The 21553-nt window shown below is 68.2% G+C and carries 17 protein-coding genes and 2 tRNA genes; 8 read left to right on the top strand and 11 right to left on the bottom strand.

All coding sequences use genetic code 11. From position 1 onward, the window contains the following. Nucleotides 1-24 precede the first annotated feature (24 nt). From VN779_RS02375 to VN779_RS02360, 4 genes are read right to left on the bottom strand one after another with little or no spacing between them, the layout of a single operon-like run. A complete protein-coding gene (locus tag VN779_RS02375) occupies nucleotides 25-1050 on the bottom strand; it encodes an ABC transporter permease (protein WP_325719644.1) in 1026 nt (341 codons plus the stop codon). Next, a complete protein-coding gene (locus VN779_RS02370) occupies nucleotides 1047-2012 on the bottom strand; it encodes an ABC transporter permease (RefSeq protein WP_325719642.1) in 966 nt (321 codons plus the stop codon). The genes VN779_RS02375 and VN779_RS02370 overlap by 4 nt, the downstream gene beginning before the upstream one ends. Further along, entirely contained in the window at nucleotides 2009-3676 is a 1668-nt protein-coding gene (locus tag VN779_RS02365; protein WP_325719640.1) for a sugar ABC transporter ATP-binding protein, read from the bottom strand. Before VN779_RS02365 ends, VN779_RS02370 begins: the two co-directional genes overlap by 4 nt. A 5-nt stretch (nucleotides 3677-3681) precedes the next feature. Next, nucleotides 3682-4788, bottom strand: coding sequence for an ABC transporter substrate-binding protein (locus VN779_RS02360; protein ID WP_325719638.1), 1107 nt, complete (start codon nucleotides 4786-4788; stop codon nucleotides 3682-3684). Nucleotides 4789-5335: 547 nt separating this feature from the next. Between VN779_RS02360 and VN779_RS02355 the strand changes: the two genes are divergently transcribed. After that, nucleotides 5336-6166, top strand: a complete 831-nt coding sequence (locus tag VN779_RS02355) for a DeoR family transcriptional regulator (protein WP_325719636.1) — start codon at nucleotides 5336-5338, stop codon at nucleotides 6164-6166. Here VN779_RS02355 and VN779_RS02350 read toward each other — a convergent pair. Next, nucleotides 6103-7323, bottom strand: coding sequence for a hypothetical protein (locus VN779_RS02350; protein WP_325719634.1), 1221 nt, complete (start codon nucleotides 7321-7323; stop codon nucleotides 6103-6105). The genes VN779_RS02355 and VN779_RS02350 overlap by 64 nt on opposite strands. A 139-nt stretch (nucleotides 7324-7462) precedes the next feature. Between VN779_RS02350 and VN779_RS02345 the strand changes: the two genes are divergently transcribed. Both VN779_RS02345 and VN779_RS02340 read left to right on the top strand, forming a co-directional pair. Beyond that, a tRNA-Leu gene (locus VN779_RS02345) sits at nucleotides 7463-7536 on the top strand. A 23-nt stretch (nucleotides 7537-7559) separates the two neighbouring features. Beyond that, nucleotides 7560-7636 (top strand) — tRNA-Cys (locus VN779_RS02340). Nucleotides 7637-7663: 27 nt separating this feature from the next. Here VN779_RS02340 and VN779_RS02335 read toward each other — a convergent pair. Beyond that, on the bottom strand, nucleotides 7664-8701 hold the full coding sequence (locus tag VN779_RS02335; RefSeq protein ID WP_325719632.1) for a Ku protein: 1038 nt from the start codon (nucleotides 8699-8701) through the stop codon (nucleotides 7664-7666). Nucleotides 8702-8762: 61 nt separating this feature from the next. Between VN779_RS02335 and ligD the strand changes: the two genes are divergently transcribed. Then, nucleotides 8763-9641: a non-homologous end-joining DNA ligase gene (gene ligD, locus VN779_RS02330; RefSeq protein ID WP_325719630.1), complete on the top strand. Its 879-nt coding sequence runs from the start codon at nucleotides 8763-8765 to the stop codon at nucleotides 9639-9641. 68 nt (nucleotides 9642-9709) lie between these two features. On the opposite strand, the gene VN779_RS02325 is transcribed toward ligD, so the two are convergent. Beyond that, complete coding sequence (locus VN779_RS02325; protein ID WP_325719628.1) at nucleotides 9710-11458, bottom strand: arabinofuranosidase catalytic domain-containing protein; 1749 nt, start codon at nucleotides 11456-11458, stop codon at nucleotides 9710-9712. A gap of 292 nt (nucleotides 11459-11750) precedes the next feature. Next, on the bottom strand, nucleotides 11751-12299 hold the full coding sequence (locus VN779_RS02320) for a helix-turn-helix domain-containing protein (RefSeq protein WP_349260607.1): 549 nt from the start codon (nucleotides 12297-12299) through the stop codon (nucleotides 11751-11753). Between the two features lie 246 nt (nucleotides 12300-12545). Between VN779_RS02320 and VN779_RS02315 the strand changes: the two genes are divergently transcribed. From VN779_RS02315 to VN779_RS02305, 3 genes are all read left to right on the top strand, one after another. Further along, nucleotides 12546-13964 (top strand): cytochrome P450, encoded by a 1419-nt coding sequence (locus VN779_RS02315; protein WP_414639556.1) that lies wholly within the window; start codon nucleotides 12546-12548, stop codon nucleotides 13962-13964. Nucleotides 13965-14086: 122 nt separating this feature from the next. Beyond that, nucleotides 14087-14902 carry an SDR family NAD(P)-dependent oxidoreductase gene (locus tag VN779_RS02310; protein ID WP_325719658.1) on the top strand — a complete coding sequence of 272 codons (816 nt, stop codon included), beginning with the start codon at nucleotides 14087-14089 and terminating at the stop codon, nucleotides 14900-14902. 23 nt (nucleotides 14903-14925) lie between these two features. Further along, entirely contained in the window at nucleotides 14926-16422 is a 1497-nt protein-coding gene (locus VN779_RS02305; RefSeq protein ID WP_349260606.1) for an NAD(P)/FAD-dependent oxidoreductase, read from the top strand. Here VN779_RS02305 and VN779_RS02300 read toward each other — a convergent pair. Beyond that, nucleotides 16400-17197 (bottom strand): phosphatase PAP2 family protein, encoded by a 798-nt coding sequence (locus VN779_RS02300; protein WP_325719622.1) that lies wholly within the window; start codon nucleotides 17195-17197, stop codon nucleotides 16400-16402. The two genes, VN779_RS02305 and VN779_RS02300, sit on opposite strands and share 23 nt — an antisense overlap. Nucleotides 17198-17358: 161 nt before the next feature. Between VN779_RS02300 and paaK the strand changes: the two genes are divergently transcribed. After that, complete coding sequence (gene paaK / locus VN779_RS02295) at nucleotides 17359-18744, top strand: phenylacetate--CoA ligase PaaK (RefSeq protein WP_325719620.1); 1386 nt, start codon at nucleotides 17359-17361, stop codon at nucleotides 18742-18744. A 95-nt stretch (nucleotides 18745-18839) separates the two neighbouring features. Here paaK and VN779_RS02290 read toward each other — a convergent pair whose 3' ends face one another. Together VN779_RS02290 and VN779_RS02285 are read right to left on the bottom strand one after the other, a co-directional pair. Beyond that, entirely contained in the window at nucleotides 18840-20693 is a 1854-nt protein-coding gene (locus VN779_RS02290; RefSeq protein WP_325719619.1) for a cellulose binding domain-containing protein, read from the bottom strand. 82 nt (nucleotides 20694-20775) lie between these two features. Next, a partial coding sequence (locus VN779_RS02285) for a cellulose binding domain-containing protein (protein WP_325719617.1) occupies nucleotides 20776-21553 on the bottom strand: 778 nt, incomplete at its 5' end.

The raw sequence follows: 21553 nt of genomic DNA, 5'->3' as shown, positions 1-21553 counted from the left end.
ATGATCGGTGCAAGTTGCGCAGGATCAGGCGAACCGCCGCGCCCGGCTCAGTGCCGTCTGCAGCAGCACGACGAGTGCGAGGAAGCCGCCGTTGACCGCGTCGGTGAACGCGGAGCCGTACTGCGAGAAGTAGTGGTCGATCAGGTTATGGATGACCGCGAGCAGCAGCACGCCGCACACCGTGCCGCCGACCGAGCCGGAGCCGCCGGTCAGCAGCGTTCCGCCGATGACCACCGCGGCGATCGCGGTCAGTTCGTAGCCGACGCCGATCGTGGTGACCCCGGAGCCGAGCCGCGAGCCGCCGAGCGCCCCGGCGACGCCCGCGAGCGTGCCGGACAGCAGATAGACCAGCACCTTGGCCCGGTCCACCGGCAGGCCGAGCAGCCTGGCCGCGTTCTCGTTGCCGCCGATCGCGGTGAGCGCCGCGCCGAAACCGGTGCGTTCCAGCAGAAGCCAGCCGAGGACGAAGAGGGCTGCGACGATAAGCACCGGCGTCCATGTGCCCTGACCCAGGTCGCGAAACCATGAGCCCTGCGGCACTAGGAATGTTGTCGAACCCTCATTCGTGAGGGCTTGGAGCAAGCCGCGCGCGCCGAGCAGGCCGGCGAGGGTGACGATAAACGGCGCCATCCGGGCCTTCGCCACGAGGAAGCCCTGCAGCGCGCCCCAGGCCGCGCACACCGCGACCGGCAGCAGGATGGCCAGCCAGGACCCGGTCTGCGCGCCTCGCGCGGCGAGGACTGCGCCGAGCGCGTACAACGAGCCAACCGACAGGTCGATCCCGCCAGTGGTGATCACGAAGGTCATCGCCAGCGCCAGCAGCCAGACGAAGGCGTTGTTTCCCAGGATGCTGCTGATGTTCGGCCACGTGGGGAAGCTCGGTGAGAGGACCGATGCGAGAGCGGTAACCAGCACCAGGACGGCGAGCGCGCCGCGACGCTGCACCTGGTAGGAGATGCGCTCGCGCAGCGTCGGCGCTCGCTCCGGCTCGGTGCCGGGCTGCGCCGCGGGCCCGGGAGGCAGCGTGCGATTCAGTGTGCTGCTGCTCATCGGGTCCCTCGCTCCCGGGAGGCGTAGACGGCGAAGCAGATGATGGCCGCCTCGACGATCTGCGTGTAGGAGGCGTGCACGTTGTGCTGCGTCAGGACGGCGGTGATCAACTGCATGAACAGCGCGCCGGCCACGGTGCCGAGCACCCGCACCCGGCCTCCGCTGAGCGGTGTGCCGCCGACGACGACCGCGGTGATCGCGTTCAGCTCCATGTTCAAACCCTGGTTCGCCGGGTCCGCCTCGGCGCCGTGTCCGACGATCAACACCCCGGCGAGCGCGGACAGGACGCCGGAGATCACGTAGACGGTGATCAGTACCCTGCGGACCGGTAGCCCGGCCAACCGACTGGCGGATCTGTTGTCTCCGATCGCCACCAGTTGGCGGCCAAAGGTGGTCAGCCGCATCACCAGTGCGGCGATCACCGCGGCTGCCAAGGCGATCCACGCCATCACCGGAACGCCCAGGACGCGGTTCTCGCCGAGGCCTAGCAGGGTGCTGTCAAGGACCGGTTTCGCCGCGTCGCCGTTCATCAGCTCGGCCAAGCCGCGCAGGCCGATCATTAGCGCGAGGGTGGCGACGATCGGCTGCACGCCGGCGAAAGCGATCATCGATCCGCCGACAGCTCCGGACGCCGCGCCGAGCAGCAGCGCGATGCCGAGCGCTGGCCACGGCCCATAGCCGATGTAGAGCGGGACGACGGCCGCGGCCAACGCGATGACCGCGCCGACCGACAGGTCAATGCCTTCGGTGCCGATGACCAGCGCCATGCCGAGTGCGACGAGAAGGGTCGGGCTGAGCTGGAAGAGCTGCACCCGCCAGTTGCCCGCGGACAGGAATCCGGTGTTGAGCGCGACAGCGACGACCAGCAGCACGACTAAGGCCCCGTACACGCCGTAGTCCTGCAATGAGCGCAGCAGCCGGTCGCGGCTGAGCGCGGCCGTGGTCCAGGTCGTGGAAGTCATCGCTCGTGCTCCTCGTCGCGGGGATTCGCCGCGGCAGCGCTCTCTTCGGCGGCCGGTGCGCTCACACCGGCGGCGCCGCGCTCCGAAATAGAAGCCTGATCCCCGCGTGCCGCGTCGGCGGGCACTGCCGCGAGCGCGTGCAGCAGGCGATCCTCGGTGACCTCGTCGCCGTTCAGGTGGCCGACCACCGATCCGTCCTTAAGCACTACGATCCGGTCGGAGCCCTCGATCAGCTCCTCGAGTTCGGAGGAGATCAGCAGCACGGCGAGCCCGTCATGGGCCAGCTCGTCGATGAGCGTTTGCACCTCGGCCTTCGCGCCGAGGTCGATGCCACGGGTCGGCTCGTCGAGCAGCAGTACCTTCGGGTTCATGCACAGCCAGCGGGCGAGCAGCACCTTCTGCTGGTTGCCGCCGGACAGGTCGCTGACGCGCTGCTGCGGGCTGGAAGCCTTGATCCGCAAGCGATCCATGAACAGCTTCACCACGGCGTCCTGCTTCTGCGCGGACAGTACGCCTGCGCGCGACATGCGCGGCAAGGCCGCGAGCACGATGTTCTCCCGCACCGACAGACTCGGGATGATGCCCTCGGCCTTGCGGTCTTCGGCGAGCATGACCACGCCCGAGCGCATCGCGCCGGCCGGGCTGCGCCGATGTAGCCGCTTACCATCCACCTCTACGGTGCCACCGTCGCTGGGCAGCGCGCCGATGATCGCCTTCGCGGTCTCGCTGCGGCCCGCGCCAAGCAGTCCGCCGAGCCCGACGACCTCCCCTGCGTACACGTCGAGACTGACGCCGTGCAGGCGGTGTCGCATGTCCAGGCCCTCAGCACGCAGGGCGGGCCGGCTATCGCCGCGGGCCGCGTGGCTCGCGGTGTCGAATGCGGTGGCTCCCTCGGCGCGCACTGTGAACTGTTCGCGGCCGAGCATCAGCGAGATCAGTTCGAGCCGGCTCAGTTCCGCCAACTCGCCGGTGTGCACGACGCCACCGTCGCGCATCACGGTCACGCGATCGCAGATCTCGTACAGCTCGTCGAGCCGGTGGCTGACAAAGACCACTGCGATGCCTTGCTCGCGCAGGGTCCTGATGACTGAGAAAAGCGTGTGGGCCTCGCGCGTTTCCAGCGAGGACGTCGGCTCGTCCATGATGACGACACGAGCCTCGGTCTGTACCGCCCGCGCGATCGCGACCATCTGTTGTGCGCCGAGGCCGAGCGTGTGCAGCGGCCTGGCGACGTCGGCCCGCACGCCGTACCGTTCCAGCGTCTCGGTCGCGCCCCGGTGCATGGCCCGAAGATCGACCAGGCCGAGGCGACGCGGTTCGCGGCCAAGGTAGAGGTTGCGCGCCACGGACATCAACGGCACCAGGTTGACTTCCTGGTAGATCGTCGAGATGCCCGCGGCCTGTGCCTCGAGCGGCGTGCGGAACGAGCGCTCCTTTCCCGCGAGCCGCACGGTTCCTGTGTCGGGCCGGTATACGCCGGTGATCACCTTGATCAGCGTCGATTTGCCCGCGCCGTTCTCACCGACCAGCGCGTGCACCTCTCCCGCGCGCAATGCGAAATCCACGCCGCGCAGCGCGTGGACCCCGGCGAAGCTCTTCGCCAGACCACCGGCTTCGAGCACATAGGGGTCCTCGCCGGCTTCCGGTAGCTGGGTAGCCGACATGCCGCTCAGTACACCAGGCCGCCGCTGAGCGCCGACTGGGCGTTCGCGCTGGTGAAGTGGTTGTCCTTGATGATGACCTTCGACTGCACGCCGGCGGAGCCGTAGAAGTCGCGCAGCGACTGGAAGGCCAGCGGGCCGAAGCGCGGGTTGGTCTCGATATCGGCGAAGATCTTGCCGGCGGCCACGTCCTGCACGGCCTGCTGGATGCCGTCGATCGAGACGATCTTGACGTCCTTGCCAGGGCTCTTACCCGCGGCAGTGATCGCCTGGATGGCGCCGAGCGCCATCTCGTCGTTCTCCGCGTAGACCGCGTTGATCTCGGGGTGCGCCTGGAGGAGTTGCTCCATCACCTTCTGGCCGTCGGTCTCGTCGAAGTTAGCGGTCTGCGACGCGACGACGGTCATGTTCGGGTATTTGGCCTGTAGTTGGGCGGTGAAGCCGTTGGTGCGGTCGGTGGAGACGTTGTTTCCGGGGGTGCCGGAGAGGATCGCGACCTTGGCGCTGCCGCCGGTGGCCTGGGATAGGTCGTCCGCGGCGATCTGGGCCTGGCCGTAGAAGTTCGAGCCGATGAAGGCGATGAAGTCGGAGCAGGCCGCGCCGGTGACGGTGCGGTCGATGGTGAGCACCGGGATCTTCTTCGCCTTGGCGGCAGCCAGCGCGGGGCCCAGCCCGGCGGAGTTCTCTGGCGCGACGATCAGCGCTCGCGCGCCCTGCGCGATCATGTCCTGGATCTGCGAGTTCTGCGCGTTGACGTCGGCGTTGGCGTTGCGCTCGATCAGCTTGACGCCGAGCGACTTGGCCTGGTCCTCAATGCTCTTGGTCTCGGTGGCGCGGAACGGGTTGCTGGTGGACTCGGACTGCGAGAAGCCGACGATGGTCTTGCCGTCGGTGATGTTCAGCGGTGGCACGCCGCCGCCGTAGCCCTGATAAGTACACGCGGGACCGGCGCTGGCGCTGGGGTTGGCGACCTGTTGCGCGGCCGCGGCGTTGTTGGCCGTCGCGGCGGTGTTCGCACCGCCGGAGTTGCCGGAGTTGGTGCATGCGGTCGCGGCCAAGCACAGCGCGGCCAGGGCGGCGCCAGGGACGGCTTTGCCTCGCGCAAGGGCGGTCATACGCCGATCACATCCTCGTTGATGCAGGTGGTGGGCGTGAAAGTGGGTGTCGAATCAGAACCGTGGCGAGGCGGCGGCCGTCCGGCGAACCACGGGACTCGGTAGCGTTCCAACGATGTAACGCGCTTCATTGAGACACGGAGGTCTGGACCTGTCAACCCGTTCCGTGTTGCGGAACTGAGCGAGCTGACTCTCGGCGACCCCTGACCCAGATTGGTCTGTACCGCATGTGCTAATGGTCTGTACCGCAAGCGTTTCCGGATTACAAGACCCCAGGCTGCCGCCCTGCTCTCGTAACCGCATCGATCTCAGCGCTGATCTGCGATGACCGATGTCCGAGAAAGAGTCTTTACCCGGGCCACAACTCAAAATGCCCGCCAAGTTTGCGTGATCAGGCGCCTGCGACCTTGACGTGCCCGTCCGGCAGTGCCTCAATATGGCGTTACAACGATGTAGCAGCTCGCCATCGCCGCACACTTCCGCGTTCCGGAAACGTTTTCACGCACGGCAGTCGCCACGAACCCACCACCCGGAAGGGAGAGGAACGATGGGAGCGGCGCCCGCACTGACCAGGATGCGCCACGAAATCATCCGCGCCGAACTGGCCCGCGCCGGCGGCGTGCGTATCAGAGATCTGGTGAACAGCCTAGGAGTCTCGCGCGCGACGGTACGCCGCGACCTGCGCGCGCTCGTCGACGCGGGCGAAGCGGTCAATGCCCGCGGCGGAGCGCTCCTTCCAGCCGACCGCGTGCACGGCGTCACAGCGCTCGAACACGAGGCGATAGCTCGCGCCGCGGCCGAAAAGATCGCGGCGGATGAAGTCAAACAGCTGGGCCTGTTCGGCGGCCCGCTGGTCCACGACCTCGCCCGCCGCCTCATCGATCGCACCGAACTGCACGTCGTCACCAATTCGCTCGCCGTGGCCCGTGTTCTCACCGCGCCGCACCCGCACGCCGGGCCTCAGCTGACGCTGCTGAGCGGAACGCTCAGCCCGGCGGGTTCGATGGTCGGCGACCTCGCCACCGGCGCACTCGCCGCTTTCCAACTCGACGCCAGCTACTTCGACTGCGCTGGCTTCGACTCAATCTGCGGCGCGACGGTCGCCGACCTTGGCGAGGCCGAACTGCGCCGCCTCTCGATCGAGGTCTCCGACCGCGCGGTGCTGCTCGTCGAGCGGGCCCGGCTCGGCAAGCGCACGCTCGGCGCGTTCGCTGCCCCCGCGGACCTGCACGCCATCATCGACGCCGACACACGCCGTAGTGGCTCGCGCGCCCAGACGAGGTTGCCGCGCTCCCCGAAGCGGTCCTTCGCCGGTCAGTTCAGCGTCGAGCCGCTGACGGAGGGCTTTGCTGAGCCGAGAAAGAAGATCCCTGGGTAGCCGTCGGTCCAGAATCCCCTGCTGGGGTTGCCGGACAACGTCGAGTCGCGGATCGAGAGTGTCCCGGTGCGGTCGTTGCTGACGTAGAACAGCGCGCCGCCGCCCTCGTTCGCGGTGTTGTGCTCGATGATCGAGCCCTGAATCGTGACCGTGTAGGTGTTGCCGTCGGTGTAGATCGCGCCGCCGCTGCCGCCGCCGGGGGTGCCGCTGCGGGCCGGGTTCGCGCCGTGGCCGATCGCGAAGTTGTACGTCATGACGCAGTTGAGCACGCTCCACGAGACGCCGATGCTGCTCAGCGCGCCGCCGTTGGAGCACACGCCGCCTTGCCCCGGCGCCCCGCCGAAGGTGCTGTCCACGACGTACACCGGCATGCCCTGCCACTGCTCGAGCGCGCGTACGGCCGCGCCGCCCAGATCCGGTCCGGTGGAGTCGCAGCGGTTTCCGATGAAGCGGGAGTGCACGATCTTCAGCCGGCCGCCGCGGTCGAAGAGGGCCCCGCCTCCGCCGCCGTTGGTGTTCTGCGCGGTCTGGCCCGTCGAGTTGCCGTTCGCGAAGGTCAGATTCTGCACGGTCAGCTGCGGATACTGCTGATTCTGGCAATGCGAGGTGGCCCAGCCCTGGGCTTGGTCACACGTGTTCAGGTACAGGATCCGGCGCGCGCCGCCACCACTGAGCGTCACCTTTCCGCCGCCGTCCAGGACGACGCGGGTGGAGGCGTTGCGGAGCTTCGCCGTCGCGGTCATCGTGATCACGACCGGGTCGGGCCCACAGGAGAAGGTGATGACACCGCCGGCCGCGACTGCCGCGACAACCGCTGCCGAGGTGCAACTCGCCGGCGTACCGCTGCCGACGACGCGGTCCGGGTGCGAGGTGTCGACCGCCCGGGCGTCGGCTGGGATCGCGGCGTCGCCGTTGGGATTGCCAGCCGCAAGGGGCGTCCCGGGGGGCGCCGAGATGGAGGGCTTCGCGGACGACGGTGCGGCCGTCGGAGTCGCGCTCGCGCTCTTCGTCGGCGCGGCAATCGGTATCGCCAATGCGTTCGCCGACGCGGACGCGCCGCCGGCTGTCGCAGAGGGCGAAGACGAGCCGCAGCCCGCGATGAGCCAGCCGCTGACGAGAGCGGCGAGCAGAACTCCGGCGCGACGCGGGAGGGCCATCGCGCGATCCTATCCGCGCGCGCCCGGCCGCGGGGCGGGATCCAGTGGTTTCCTCGATCGACTGGTGCCGCTGTGCTGCTGGCGGCGGCATGTGGCCGCCCGCGGGGGACCTCCGCTCCGGGCGGCTCTCGCGTATCACGCCCTCGTAGCCCAACCGGGAGAGGCACGGCGCTCAGGACGTAGCAAGTGCAAGTTCCACTCTCGCCGAGGGCCGAGACGAACCTCGCCCGGCGCACGGCCTGGAGCCTCATTCCGACGGTCGGGAGGATGTCTGCAAAACATCCGGCTTCCGGTTCGACTCCGGTCCAGGCCTCGCAACGCGCCCTATCGGCGCACGTATTCAGGAAGCACGGCGGCGGGTGCTCTTCGCCGCCGTCTTGGTGGCCGTCTTCTTCGCCGCCGCCTTCTTCGCAGTACTCTTACTCGCAGCGCTCTTGCTCGGACCGGCCCGCTTGGCGGTCGACTTCTCGGCCGGCGGCTTCTCAGCGGTCTTGGCGGCGGCCCGCGGCGCGCTCTTCTTCGCGGCGCTCTTCGCCGCGGCCGGCCTTGACGCGGCGGCGGCCTCGGTCTCCTCCGCTTCGGCCTCCTGCCCGCGCGACCGGCCACCCTGCGCGGCCTTCACGCTGCGCTCGAGCACCGCCATCAGGTCGATCACGTTGTCGCCTGCCGCCCGCCGCGGCGCCTCATGCGGCACCGGCGCGCCTTCGAGTTTCGCCTCGACCAGGTTGCGCAGCGCGGACTGGTAGTCGTCGTGCAGGTCACCGGCGAGTTCCGGGAAGTCGGTGGACAGCGTCTGGATCAGCGACTGCGCCATCGCCAGTTCCTGCGGGCGCACCCCCGCCTCCTGCGGCGCGATGCCCTCGGCCGAGCGCACCTCGTCCGGCCACACCATCAGCTGCAAGACCAGTACGTCGTCGTGGACGCGCAGCACAGCCGGGGACTCGCGGGTCGAGAGCGTGATCTTGGTGACGGCGACCTGGCCGCTCTCGCGCATCGCGTCGCGCAGCAACGCGTAGGGCTTGCCGCCGGTCTTCTCCGGGGCGACGTAATACGGCTTGGCGAAGTACACCGGGTCGATCTGGCTCTCGTCGACGAACGCGAGCACGTCAATGGTCCGCTTGGTGGGCACGGGCAGCTCGGAGAGGTCCTCGTCGGTGAGGACCACGGTGTGTTCCTCGTCCGCCTCGAACCCTTTTGCGATCTCCCGGTACGGGATCTCGCGGTCCTCCAACTCGCACCAGCGCTTCATCCGCACCCGGCCGCCGTCCTTGGCGTGCACTTGGTGCAGTGGCACGTTGTGCTCCTCGACCGCGGGGGCGATCGACACGGGGACGGTGACCAGCCCGAAGCTGATCGCGCCCTTCCAAGAGCTTCTCATCCGGCACCACCTGGCATGAGCGGCTTGCTATCCGGGGATTAACCAGATTATGTCCCCGGGCGTGGCGACAACAGTGGAAGGACGGCGCCTCTCCCTCAGCCACCTGGACAAGCCGTTGTGGCCTGACGGGTGGACGAAGGGCCAGGCACTGCACTACTACGCCCAAGTGGCGCAGGTGATGTTGCCGCACGTGCAGCGGCGGCCGGCTTCCTTCCTACGCTTTCCCGATGGAGTGGAAGGCCAAGCGTTTTATGTGAAGACTCCTCCGCCAGGAGTACCGCGCTGGGTGCCGCAGGCCGACGTTCCGAGCCGCACCGAGGGCACAAAGCCGCACGTCACGGTCGATGACCTGGCTTCGCTGATCGCTCTGGGCAACCTCGGCTGCCTCGAAATCCACGTGCCGCAGTGGACCGCCCCGACGCCGGATCTGCACGATCGGCTGGTAGTCGATCTTGACCCGGGGCCGGGGACGACGATCGTGCAATGCGCGAAAGTCGCCCTGGCCGCGCGTGCGCTACTCGCCCACGATGGCCTGACCTGCGCGGTGAAGACCTCCGGTTCGAAGGGCCTGCACCTCTACGCCTCGCTGCGGCCCTCGTCGGCGGATCGCGTGGGAGCGTACGCGCGGTCTCTGGCACGCGCCCTGGCCAGTGCCCTGCCGGATCGGGTGACCGCGACGATGGCCAAGAGCGCCCGCACCGGAAAGGTCTTCGTCGACTGGTCGCAGAACAACACGGCCAAGACCACGGTCGCGCCGTACTCACTGCGCGCCCGCTCCTCCCCCACCGTCTCGACCCCGGTGTCCTGGCCCGAGATCGAGACCTGCACCCGCCCGGACCAGCTCGCCTTCACTCCCGAACAGGTCGTCGAGCGCGTCGAGCGCCACGGCGATCTGCTGGCGGATCTGCTCGACCCTCGGCTGGCAGCAGAACTGCCGTAGCCGTGAGCGGTCCGGGCGCGCGGAACGGTGTCGATCCGCTCCGCACGCCCGCACGCTGATGGCTTAGCTCAGCTCAGGTAGAACTGCTGCGCTCCGGTGCCGTTGCAGGTGTAGATCTGCAACTGGATGCCGTTGCCGGTGTCGAAGCCGGGGTCGTCCAGGCACAGGCCCGACTGCGGGTTGTACAGCGAGCCGTCGGAGCGCTGCTGCCAGACCTGACCGCCCACGCCGTTGCAGTCCCAAAGCTCCACCTTCGTGCCGACCGCCGTGCCATCGCCGTCGATATCCAGGCAGCGGCCGAGGGTGGAAAGTGAACCGTTGGCGTTGTGGTACCAGTGCTGATCGACCGCGTAGGACTGGCAGTCCCACAGCTGGACGAGGGCATAGTTGCCGCCGACGTCGTCACCGGCGACGTCCATGCACTTGCCGCCGGGGCTGTTGACCGGGCCGCCGGAGTTGACCGAGAACGTCTGCGCACCGCTGCCGTTGCAGGTCCAGATCTGCAACTGCGTGCCGTTGGCGGTGTTTCCGCTCGGGTCGTCCAGGCACAGGCCAGACTGCGGGTTGAGCAGTGAGCCGTTGGCCTGCTGGATCCACTTCTGGCCACCGACGCCGTTGCAGTCCCATAGCTCGACTTTCGTGCCCGCCGCCGTGCCGTTGCCGTCGATATCCAGGCAGCGGCCGAGGGTGGAGAGCGAATGGTCGGCGTTGTGCGTCCAGTGCTGGTCGACCGCATAGGACTGGCAATCCCACAGCTGGACGTGCGTGGTGTCTCCGCCGACGTCGTCACCGGCCACGTCCGCGCACTTGCCGCCGGGGCCCGTGATCGTGCCGCCGGTCGCCGGCATCGACGACGAGCCGGAGTAACCCACGGAGACGATGTTCGCCTGAACCGCGTCATCCGCCGCGTCGCTCGGATAGCCGGAGGTCATCACGCCTTCGAAAAAGGAGCCGATCGACGCATTGCTGTTGTCACCGCCGGTGCCCAGAACGATCGAGCCTTCTTGATGCATCGGCTGGTAACCATTGCTCGGCAACGGGCCGTTGTACCAGGTGCTCAGCCCTCCGCTTTGCGCATTCGCGCCCTTGAGCGCGAAAGCGGTCTGGCCGTTGTTCTTCAACAGCGCGGTGACGAAATTGCTGTTGTTGCCCAGGTCCGCGGTGTTCGAGCCGGCGCCCTGATACAAGCCGTTCTCCAAGTCGGCCGCGACCCAAGGCCCGGATCCCGAGCAGGGCCCGAAGAAGCAGTTGGTGCCGAAGTTGACCGCGTCCATGTGGCCGTTGCCGGTGTCTGCGATCGACGCCTCGACGTTGCCGAAGTCGAAGCAGCAGCCGCTGTTGACGTGGGTGCCGCTGGCCACCATGTACATGCCTTCGGGTTGGCCGTTGCGGGCGACACCGGAGCCGACGTAGTGCCGGTAGCCGGTGCCGGGACCGATGTAGACCCCGTACACCTTGTGTCCGCCGGCGACGACGGGCAGCGCGGCGGCGTTGGCCCCGACGTCTTGCCCACCAGCCGCGCCGGGACCTTCGATCGTCAGGTCGTTGTGTTGCGGCGACTGGTCGTAGATGGTCGTGATGACGCAGTTGGTGTTGGCGCAGAAGACATCCTGCGCCGAGACGTTGGCGTATCCACCGGTTTGCAGGGTGCTGACATCTGCGGTGGCGCCGTCCGAGGAGCGGCGGATCTGGTAGAGACGTCCGCCGTAGCCGGCGTACAGCGCTCGCACGGTGCTGTACGCGGCGACGCACTGCGTTCCGGATCCGCCGTAAATGTCACAGGGCAGCGAGGTCGCCGCCTGCGCGGTCGTCGGCATGGCGATAAGAGTGCTGATGATCACGGCGAGAGTCAGGATGACGGATGAGAGTATTCGAACGCGCGGCGCAGCGCTCACGGTTACCTCGAATGGGAGTGGGTTTCATTCGAAATGAGGGTGGCGATGCGAGTATCCGCGAATAAGCTAGTGATCGATAGAGCGTGTTTAAAAATGGCGCATCAGCATACCGAGATAAGCCGGAAATGAATCAATGTGTGCCGTGCCGTTGGATAGGCCGCTCGGCGGATGCGCTATTCCACGGGATATCGCGTCCGATTAACTCGCCGCGGCGTCAGGCGCCTGGACCGAGCAGCGCTACGGCGGCTCGTACCGCGGTCTCGGTGATGTCGCCGATGCGTCCGCCGTCCTCGACGGTGGTCGCGGCCAGTTCACGAAGACCACCGAGCAGCATGATCGCCACCGGCCGCGAGACCGGGCGGATCCCCGCCGCACGTAGTGCCTCGGTGTCGCAGAGCTGCTGCACGAGCACGATGAAGCCCTCCATCATGTCGCGTTGCAGCCGGCGCGCCGCCGTGCCCAGCGCGGGCACGTCGCGGATCCAGCTCAGCGTGAGTGCGGGCTCCGATTCCGAGGCGGCGATCCACGCGCCGACCGCTTGGCGCACCTGCCGCTCCCAGGGTGCTTCCCGATCGACCGCGGCGGCGATGCGGCGGATCATCTGTCCGTTCGTGTCGGACAGCAGCGCGATGAAGCACTCTTCCTTGCCGGCGAAGTGCTCGTAGAAGGTGCGCCGCGAGGTACGCGCCCGGCGCACGATGTCGGCGACCGTCGTAGCCCGGTAGCCCTTGTCCGCGATCGACGCGGCGAGACCGTCGAGCAGCCGCCGCCGGAACCGGCCGCCCTCATCCTCGCCCGGCGCCGCCGGCTCAGGAACCGGCCGCGTCCCGGGATCGGTGAGCGGCTTCGCCGTCGCTGTCGCCGACACCGCATCCTCCTCGCTCACCGGCCGCGAGCTGCTCTGCTCGTCGCGAACCGTCTCCGCTCTTGCCACTGATGGTACAGCGGCGTACCGTGCGAGCTGGTACGGTCGCGTACCACGCTCGAGGGCGAGGAGGGTGCTGACTCCATGGCGGCTGATCCGTTGAGGGCCGTGGCCCCTCCCCCGTTCTCGCCCGGTGTGGTGCTTCCGCCCGGCCCGACAGTTCCGCGGTTCGTGCAGGGCGCAGTCGCGCTGACCTCTCCGCAGCGCGGTATGCGCCGGATGCGTGACCAGTATGGCGATGCCTTCACCGTGAACGTGCCGATCTTCGGGCACGCCGTGGTCATCAGCAATCCTGCCGAGGTCAAGCAGCTGTTCACGGCGCGACCAGAGTTCGTCGACAACCTCGACCGAAATCTGGGGCGGGTGCTCGGGCCCGGTTCGCTGTTCGCGTTGGCCGGCGAGGCCCATCACCGGCAACGCAAGCTGCTGATTCCGCCGTTCCACGGCCGGCGCCTGTCGGCGTATGAGCGGATCGTGCAGGAGGAGACGCGGCGGGAGACCGCTTCCTGGCCGCAAGGACAGCCGTTCCCGACGCTGCCCTCGACGATGCGCATCACGCTCAACATCATCCTGCGGGCGGTCTTCGGCGCTCAGGGCACACAGCTCGACGAATTGCGCGCGCTGCTGCCCCGCGCGATCAAGCTCGGTTCCCAGCTCGCCGTGATCCCGGTGCCGGGCATCGATCTGGGCCGGTGGAGTCCGTGGGGCCGGTTCTGGGCGATGCGCCGGGAGTACGACGCGATCGTCGAGCGGCTCATCGACACCGCGCGAAGTGATCCGGCGCTCGACGAGCGCGACGACGTGCTCGCGCTCATGCTGCAAAGCCGCTACGACGACGGCTCGGAGATGAGCCGCGCCGAAATCGCCGATCAACTGCTCACGCTGCTGGCGGCCGGCCACGAGACCACGGCGACGACGCTGGCGTGGGCGGTCGAGCGGCTGCGCCGGCACCCGGCGATCCTGGGCGAGCTGGCCGAGGAGGCGGACGCGGACGGCAGCGCGCTGCGCGAAGCGGTGATCGCGGAGGTGCAGCGCAGCCGGCCGGTCATCGATCTGGTCGGGCGGCAGATCAAGGCGGAGGGATTCCAGCTCGGCCGGTGGACACTGCCGAAGGGTTTGGCGGTGTTGATCAGCATCGCCCTGATGCACGACAACGAGAACACGTACCCGAACCCGCGGGCCTTCGATCCCGCCCGGTTCCTGACGGCCAAACCGGATCTGTATCAGTGGATTCCGTTCGGCGGCGGCAGCAGGCGTTGCCTCGGCGCCTCGTTCGCGACGATGGAGATGAACGTGGTGCTGCGCACCCTGCTGCGGGACTTCCGGTTGGAGCCGACCGACGAGCCGGACGAGCGGTGGCATTCGCGCGGCGTGGCGAGCGCGCCGGCGAAGGGCGGCCGGTTGGTGGTGCGCCGCCGCACCACGAGCGTCGCGGCGCAGGTGCCCGCCGAAACGGCGAGCGCGCGATCAAGCGGAGCGCAGTCGCCAGGAGCGCAGTCGTGAGCGCGCGCAGAGGTTCCACAGACAGCGGGTCGTCAAACAGCGGGTCGTCAAACAGCGGGTCGTCAAACAGTGCGTCGCCAACCAGAGAGTCGCCGAACCGCCGGATCGCGGGCCGGCCGGTGATGATCACCGGCGCGGGCTCGGGTATCGGGCGCGCTCTCGCGCGGCGGCTTTCCCGACTCGGCTCGCCCGTCGCGATCGCCGACATTGACGAGGCCGGGCTGGAGAAGACCGTCGCGTCGCTGTCCGGGCCGGTCCTGCGCCGGGTGCTCGATGTGCGTGACGCCGCCGATCAGCTGCGATTCGCCGACGAGGTACGCGCGTGGCTGCCGGACCGCCTGGCCGCGGTGTTCAACAACGCGGGCGTCGCGGTGGCATCGAGCGTCCGCGACGCGGTTCCCGAGGACGACGACTGGCTGATCGACATCAACTTCCGCGGCGTGGTCAACGGCACTCGGGCCTTCCTGCCGATCCTGCTGGAGCAGGATGAGGGCGTCATCGTGAACACGTCCAGCGTGTTCGGATTGCTCGGCATGCCATATCAGAGCGCGTACTGCGCGTCGAAGTTCGCGGTGCGCGGCTTCACCGACGCGTTGCGCCAGGAGCTGCGCGGCACCGGAGTGCGCGCGGTCAATGTGCACCCCGGCGGCGTGACCACGAACATCGCCCGCAACGCGCGGGTGCGCAAGGATCCGGAAGGTCTGGGCCGGACGAAGGAACAGATGGCGGCGCAGTTCGAGGCGGTGACGCTCACCTCGCCGGACAAGGCCGCCGAGATCATCCACCGTGGAGTCGAGCGTGGCAAGGCCCGCATACTTGTCGGCCCGGACGCCTATGTCTTCGACGCGCTTGCCCGCCTCACGCCGACGCACTATTACTCCGTCATAGAGCGCTTGCAGTCGAGACTGCGCGCCCGCCAGAAGGAGACCGCCGAGTGACGACGGAAACCGAGCCGGGCGCCGTGTCCGGACCCGAGGGCGCCGGCGAGCGCGCAGATGAGACCGCTGAGCATTTCAGCGTTCTGATCGTCGGCGCGGGGCTCTCCGGCGTCGGCGCCGCGCACCATCTGCAGTCGGCTTTCCCCGGGCGCAGCTACACGATCCTCGAGTCGCGCGACTGCATCGGCGGGACCTGGGACCTGTTCCGCTATCCGGGAGTACGCTCGGACTCTGATATGCAGACCCTCGGCTACCGGTTCCGGCCGTGGAGTCAGGCAAAGGCGATCGCGGACGGACCGGCGATCCTGCAGTACGTCCGGGATACCGCGACCGAGGCCGGCATCGACCGGCACATCCGGTTCGGGCACCGCGTTGCGCGCGCCGAGTGGTCGAGCTCGGAGGCGCGATGGACCGTCGACGCGGTACACAACGGCCGCCCGGTCCGGTTCACCGCCGACTTCCTCTACCTGTGCACCGGCTACTACCGCTACGACGGCGGTTACACCCCGGACTTCCCCGGCATCGAGCGGTTCGGCGGGAGCGTCATTCATCCGCAGCAGTGGCCGGCAGAGCTCGATTACGCCGGCAAGCGGGTCGTGGTCATCGGCAGCGGCGCGACGGCGGTCACGCTGGTTCCGGCGCTGGCCGAGCGGGCGGCGCACGTGACCATGCTGCAACGCTCGCCGACCTACATCCTCTCGCTGCCCGCCGAGGACGCGATCGCGAACGCGCTACGCCGGACCATCGGTGCGCGCGCCGGGTACGTCGTGACCAGATGGAAGAACATCGGCGTAAGCACCCTGATCTATCGGCTCAGCCGCAAGCGGCCGCACGTGTTGAAGTCCTTCATCCGCAAGTCCGCGATCAAGCAGCTTCCGGACGGATACGAGGTCGACACCCACTTCGCGCCGCGCTATCAGCCCTGGGACCAGCGGCTGTGTCTCGCGCCGGACGGTGATCTGTTCGCCGCGATCAAGGCCGGGCGGGCATCGATCGTGACGGACCGGATCGCGGGCTTCACCGAGGCCGGGATCAGGCTGGAATCAGGCGGCGAACTCGACGCGGATGTGATCATCACCGCGACCGGTCTGCGGCTGCTGGTGTTCGGCGCGATCCGGCTGGCGGTGGACGGCCGCGAGGTCAAGCTGCCGGAGACTATGGCTTACAAGGGCATGATGCTCAGCGGTGTGCCGAACTTCGCCTACACGATCGGGTACACGAACGCGTCCTGGACCCTGAAGGCGGATCTGGTCAGCGAATACGTGATCAGGTTACTGCGATACATGGACCGGCGCGGCTACGACCAGTGCGTACCGATCAACGATGATCCGACTGTGACGGAGCAGCCGCTGTTGGACTTCGACGCCGGGTACGTCTTGCGGTCGGTGCATGAGTTCCCGAAGGCCGGTTCTCGCGCGCCCTGGCAGATGGGCATGAGTTACGCGCACGACCTGGTCAAGTTGCGCCACGGTCGCATCGACGACGGCGCCATGCGATTCACTCGCCGCGCGCGCCGCTGATCCGGTCGGTCGTTCCCTCCTGCGAGTGCACGGCGATGTGCGCCTCTTCGGGGTCCACGCCTTCGGTGACCGGATGCGATCGAGGCAGGCCGCGCTCCTGTCGCCAGGACTCGAACGCGGCTGCCGTCAGTGCGAGCAGGCCGACGCCGAGCAGCCAGCCCCCGACGACGTCGCTGACCCAGTGCACCCCGAGGGCGACCCGGCTGACCCCGACCGCGAACGGCACCAGCACCGCGATGATCCACGCCACGACCCGGCTGCGCGCCGACAGCAGCGGCAGGACCCAGAGCAACAGCACCCCGGCGCCGAGCGTCGCGGTGAAGGCGTGCCCCGAGGGGAACGAGCCGCCGGAGGCGAGCGCGACCGGGTTCGTGAAGTGCGGTCTGGCCCGGCCCACCACGGCCTTGAGGACGACGTCGATCAGCGCGCCGCCCGCGATGGTGACCGCGGCCCACAGTGCCAGTCGCCGAGCGTGCCGTATCCAAAGAACGACCGCCAGGACGCCGACGAGCGTCCGCATGACCGTGGGTGAACCGACGTTCGAGATCACGTTCATCGCCTGCACCCACGCCGGATGGCCGACCGCGAACCGGTGCATGTTGTCGGACGCTGAACCGTCGAGGCGGTGCAGTGGAGTCCAGGTCCCTTCCACAGCCACTACGAGCAGCGCGACGATCAAGAATGCGGGTACCGATACCAGCACCATGAGCCCAAGCCGCGCGCCCAGGGCCCGGGTCTCGGCTGGGTTCTGGCCGGTTTCGACAGAAGATGACACGGCGCCTCGCATTCCCCGGAATCGGAGGTTCATCCGTCGCGGGTCTGCGTCTCCGTCGGCCTTCGCGTCCGCGTCCTTCTCATATGCTGGACGTGGTGACTGCTCGGCCCACGCGATCAACCATGACCGTGCGGCCGCCGTCGTCGTCCGGAGGAGCCTCAATGACGAGCGAACCCAGCACTGTTGCCGCAGCCCCGGCCGCCGCGCCGCAGCCCGCAGCCCCCGAAAGGCGCGCGCGGCGTCTCGGCGACCCGATGCCCGACGAGCTGCGCGACGAGGGTGAACGCCTCAGCGCCGACGAACTGGCAGCGCTCCAGCTCACCCGGCTTCGCAGCACCCTGCGGCGCGCGTACGAGCACGTCGAGCACTACCGCCGCAAGTTCGACGCGGCCGGGGTCAAGCCGCAGGATTGCCGGACGCTGCCGGATCTGGCGAGGTTCCCCTTCACCACAAAGGCGGATCTTCGCGAGACTTACCCGTTCGGCATGTTCGCCGTGCCGATGTCCGAGGTGCGGCGCATCCATGCCTCCAGCGGCACCACCGGGCGCGCGACGGTCGTCGGCTACACCGAGAACGACCTGGCGATGTGGGCCGGGGTCATGGCCCGCTCGATTCGCGCGGCCGGAGGTCGCCCCGGCCACAAGGTGCACATCTCCTACGGGTACGGCCTTTTCACCGGCGGCCTCGGCGCGCACTACGGCGCCGAGCGGGCCGGTTGCGTCGTGATCCCGGCGTCTGGAGGCATGACGGCGCGGCAGGTGCAGCTGATCCGGGATTTCGAGCCCGAGATCATCATGGTGACACCGAGCTACATGCTGACCCTGCTCGACGAGTTCGAGCGTCAGGGCATCGACCCGCGGACCTCGTCGCTGCAAGTCGGGATCTTCGGCGCGGAGCCGTGGACAGAGCAGATGCGCGCTGAGATCGAGGAGCGCGCCGGTCTGCACGCGGTGGACATCTACGGGCTCTCCGAGGTCATCGGGCCGGGCGTCGCGCAGGAATGCGTGGACGCCAAGGACGGTCTGCACGTCTGGGAGGACCACTTCTATCCGGAGGTCGTCGACCCGGACACCGACTCGGTGCTGCCGCAGGGTGAGCGCGGTGAACTTGTCTTCACGTCCCTGACGAAGGAGGCGCTGCCGATCATCCGGTATCGCACCCGCGATCTCACCCGACTGCTGGCCGGCACCGCGCGAGCCCCGTTCCGGCGGATCAAGAAGATCACCGGCCGCTGCGACGACCTGATCATCTTGCGCGGCGTCAACGTCTTCCCGAGCCAAATCGAGGAGATCGTGCTGCGCACACCCGGTGTCTCGCCCCATTTCCAGCTCGAGCTGACCAGACAGGGCCGGATGGACCATCTCACCGTGCGCGCCGAGGCGCGTCCCGAGGCCGACCCCGCGCAGCGTGACGCTGCGGCCCTGGCGATCGCGGCCGCGGTCAAGGACGGAATCGGCGTCACGGTCGATGTCGCAATCGTCGCCTCAGAGAGCCTGGAACGCTCCGTCGGCAAACTGCAGCGAGTCAAGGATCTGCGAGACCGCTAGACATCGTGCTGCACTGCACCGTCGCCCGGTCGAGGGGTGCTGAGCGAGCGGCGGCGCGATGTGGTGCCGCGCCGCCGACCGCCGCGTTGGCCGTGCTAGCTGGTGCAGGTGACGGCCGGAATCGGAGTGGATGGACCGTTGGCGGTGAAGCCGAATGTGGTATTCGCGCCCGGGGCGATGCTGCCGTTGTAGGACATGTTCGTCACGGTGACGTTGCTGCCAGACGTGGTGAGGTTGCCATTCCACAGGCTGCTGATGCTCTGCCCGCTCGGCAGCGTCCAATGCACCGTCCAGCCGGTGGTCGCTTTGGTGGCGGAGTTGTTGGCGACGGTCACGGTGACCTGGAAGCCGCCGGTCCAGCTGCTGGTGACGGCGTAGGTGGCGGTGCAGCCGGAGCCGTTGGGCTGGGTGGGGCTGCTGGAGGGGGAGGAGGATGGACTGGAGCTCGCGCTGGCGCTGGGCGAGGAGCTAGGGCTCGCGCTGGTGCTCGGGCTCGGGGAGGGGCTGGGTCCGCCGCCGCTGCCGGTGATCTTGTAGGTGACCAGAGATCGGGCCGGGACGGTGGCGGTGAACGCGCCGCCGGACAGCGCGATCGCGGACTGAGCGGCGGTGCCGGCCGAGGCGTTGGTCAGGTAGGGGGTGACCGTGCCGGTTGAGGTGCCGGTGTTCGCGAGCGAGTAGGTGGCCGAAGTGGCGCTGCTGGCGGAGTTGAGGGCGACCAGGATGACCGAACCGTCGCTGTTGCGGTACGCGCTCACGCTAAGGCCGCTGGCACCGCTGGTCGCGCCGATGCGCACGGCGCCGGGACGGATGAAGCGGCTGAAGTTGGCCAGCGCGTAGTACCGCTTGGACGGGGTGAGCGTTGAGCCGCTCAGCCCGATCAGGGAACTGTCATGGCTGGTGCTGCTGATGCCCCACCAGTACAGGAACGCGCTCAGGTTCGCCCCCGTCATACCGGTCTGCACGTTGCTCGCCCAGGAGTATCCGGAGTCTGCGGTGCCGTCGTCCCAAGCGGTGTCCCAGTTGCTGCCGTTGATCGACCACTCCGACTCCCACACGGGACGGCCGCCGGTGTTGATCGTGGAGCTCGGGGCGCCCGAGTAGCCGTGGCTGGTGAACAGGCCGACACCGGCGTTCGCGGCCGCGTTGCCCTGGACCGCGCTGACGTAGCCGGGCAGCACGTTGAAGCCGAGGGTGTCGCAGCACGCGACCTTGGTGGACAGGCCCGAGGCCTTCATCGTGGGTCCGAATACGGACAAAAAGCTGGCGGCCTGGGAGGAGGTGGCCAGCATGCTGTCATAGCTTGTGGTCAGTGAGGGCTCGTTGACGAAGTCGATGGCCGAGGGGGTCAGTCCGACGGAGGAGTAGAACTTCGCGTACTGCGTCAGGTAGTTGGCGTAGGCCTGGCGCCAGTCGCCGCTGGCGCACGAGGCGCCGGGGGTGCCGCACAGCGAGCCACCGTTGATGTTGCTGCCGTTGGTCTTCATGTAGCCGGGGGCGCTCCAGGCGTCCTGGTAGAAATTCGAGACGCCGTAGGTCTTGGCCTGCTTGGCCAGCCACAGTTGGCCTTGGTCGGTGGAGTCGCTGTTGCCATTCCACACGTAGGTCGGGTTCGCGGAGGGGCTGCCGGGACTGTTCGGCTCGATCGAGTCGCTGCCGGAGGGGATCAGGCTGCGCAGAATGCTGAAGCCCGCCCCGCTGTTGGTGTTGAACAGCAGGTCGAGGGCCTGTTTCTGGGCTGATCCGGTCAGGTTGCGGATGGAGTTGGCTTGGCCGAACGCCTCCGAGATGCCGAATCCGTCAATGGTCTGATACTTGGTTGCGCCGTCGATGGAGACGGTCGGCGCGGCGTTGGCCGGTGACTGGGAGAGCACCAGCATGCCACCGGAGACGACCACGCCGGCCACCGCGATCGCGATCCACCGGGGGTGGCGCAATGGTTGCTGCATTTCGACCTTCCTCGCCTGGGAGGGGCCGGGTGCCAGCCGCCTTCGCGCGGCGGGCACCCGGCCCGGCATACGGATTAGTGGGTTAACTGCATGCGGATCCGTTGAGGGTGAACGCGCTCGGACTGGTGTCGTTCGATGCCCAGGTGCCCTGGAAGCCGAACTGGACATTGCCGCCGGGGGCGATAGCGGCGTTGTAGCTGACGTTCGTGGCGGTGGCGGCCTGGCCGGACTGGGTGACGGTCGCGTTCCAGGCGTTAGTGACCTTCTGATCGCCGGGGAAGCTCCACTTGAGCGTCCAGCCGTTGATCGCGGCCGTGCCGGTGTTGGTGACTGTCACGTTCGCGGTGAACCCGCCGCCCCACTCGTTCTTCACGTACGAGACCTGACACGTCCCGCCGCCAGTGGAACTCGTGCCGATTGTCCAGTTGAACGAGACAGAACCCGACGCCCCGGTCGAGTCCGTCGCGGTGGCTGTCACGTTCGAGGTGCCTGCCGCGGTCGGGGTGCCCGAGATCAATCCGGCGGAGCTGATCGAGAGACCGGCGGGCAGGCCGCTGGCCGTGTACGTCAGCGTCTGACCGGACGCCGAGTCCGCCGCATGCACCTGCACGGGAGCGATCGCGGTGCCCAGGGTCCCGCTCTGGCTCCCGGGATTCGTCACCGTCACCGTGTTGCCGCCGCTGGAGGAAACGGGCGTGACGACCAGGTGGTATCCGTAGCTGGAATGCATCGAGGAGACCGGCACAGTGATCGATCCATTGATCACTGTGTACGTGCTCTGCGAAACTGTGGTCGGTGCGGAAACGGCTACGGTGCGTCCCGGCGAAGGCGTGTCTTGCAGTGTGACAGTGACCTGCGAA

Origin of the sequence: Actinocrinis sp. (assembly GCF_035605935.1) — a bacterium.
GTDB lineage: Bacteria > Actinomycetota > Actinomycetes > Streptomycetales > Catenulisporaceae > Actinocrinis.
Note: the sequence above shows the minus strand (reverse complement) of the source record. Positions and strands in the feature narration are given on the sequence as shown.